This window comes from Halolactibacillus halophilus, assembly GCF_900115605.1.
GTDB classification, from domain to species: domain Bacteria; phylum Bacillota; class Bacilli; order Bacillales; family Amphibacillaceae; genus Halolactibacillus; species Halolactibacillus halophilus.
In genome coordinates this window covers 1-1,609 of record NZ_FOXC01000086.1, presented here as the reverse complement: position 1 = coordinate 1,609, position 1,609 = coordinate 1, and the positions used below count along the sequence as shown (strand labels likewise).

2 protein-coding genes are annotated in these 1,609 nt (G+C 38.2%); both read right to left on the bottom strand.

The features are described from left to right. Nucleotides 1–290, bottom strand: a 290-nt coding sequence (locus BM098_RS13205) for a hypothetical protein (RefSeq protein WP_089834122.1), incomplete at its 3' end; no start/stop codon positions are given. An 11-nt stretch (nucleotides 291–301) separates the two neighbouring features. Continuing rightward, nucleotides 302–1,609, bottom strand: a 1,308-nt coding sequence (locus BM098_RS13540) for a hypothetical protein (RefSeq protein ID WP_159430203.1), incomplete at its 5' end; no start/stop codon positions are given.

Below are 1,609 nucleotides of genomic sequence, written 5' to 3'. Positions count from 1 at the left end.
TCACCACCATCAATCACGAATGATTCATTTAAAAGTTCTTCGTAATCATCATGAAACGCCTGCTGATCAACGATAACGTACTTCTCGTTTTCAACTGCAGGTTTCCCATCACTATCTTTTTCTGCATGCTCTTCAGCTAGTGCCTTTCGCTGTTCTTCAACTTCGTGTGATCGCTCAGTTAGAAGTTTAATGAATCTTGTGCGGTGTCGAGACTCTTTCCCCTTTAAAGCCAAATCAAAAAGCAGGCTAGTCGCCTGCCCTAAATAAGCGTGTTTAATTGATACATTCATCTTTTTTCCTCCTATACGACCATTTCTAGGTCAGATATTCTTTGCTCTAATTGAGTTATTTTACTTTTTTGGACTTTCGCTATTTTCCATAAAACAGACACCATTGAGTAAGTATCAACGCCATCTTCATCTCTGATTTCTCTTGGAATCATCTCTGACAAAACACCAATCTTAGCCTTATCGTATATCCCAATTTCTAAATTTGTTTTTAAATGATAGGTTACTACATCTGTACTATCTAGTATTCTATAAGCATCATAATCAGAAAAGTTTTCAATATTATCTTTATATTTAATTGATGAACTTGTTGGGAAAGATGATGCTCTCACTGGTATATATGAACCCCAACCTTGTCTATTACCATTCATCGCTCTGACTTCGCTTGGTGCGCCTAAATAAAGATTCGTATATCCAGTAATTACACCGGCTGTCCGTATAGCTTCATAGTAACTTGTAGACCCAATACCAGTTGTTCTAACCTCACCAGTTGAACCTGGTCTAATATATAGGTGAGTACCCGAACCATTATGGTCAACTGCATTTGTTACAACGTAACCACTAGAATTTATACCGCTACTGCCAACTGATATAGACTGTGCAGTTAAGCTAGAAGTGAACCTACCGTTACCTCTAACGTCTAAACGATAAGCTGGGCTTCTCGTACCAATACCAACACTTCCACTACCATCAGCAAGGTTTACATCTCCACCCCCATTACACATATAAACATCACCATCATCAGTATAATTAAGATAAAGGTGCCCAGAACCATTACTATCAAGCATTAAATGACCACCATTGCTTGTAGAAGATGAGATACCATTATATGAATTTCTTGGGTGCCCTGTTATTGTCATACCGTTTCTAGCATCAATCAAACTTTCTATTTTCACCCTGCTAGATGCAAATAAGTTAAGTTCGTTATCGCCTTTAACAAAGAGTGTCGATGCACCATATTCATTAGTACCGCTGGCTATATCTCCTCGATAAAGTCCATTAGATGCTTGAAAGACCATACCTGCATCTCTTAATTCGAAACCTAACTTATACGACAGAAATTTATCGCCGGATATATCTACAAAAGCGTCAGGTACCTCTGTAGATGTGTCATGATTTGCTACATGTATCCTCGATGAATCAATAAATAATTGACGGTCTTGGGAAGCAGAGTTTGAAACAAACCTCGAACCAGTGATGTTTACACCTTCAATATCTATAGCACTTAATATGCCGGCGTTGATTTTATCTGCGCTTAAACTGGATATTTTCGCATCGTCTATTGACGCATTAGCTATCTTTGCATTGGTGATTGCTGCATC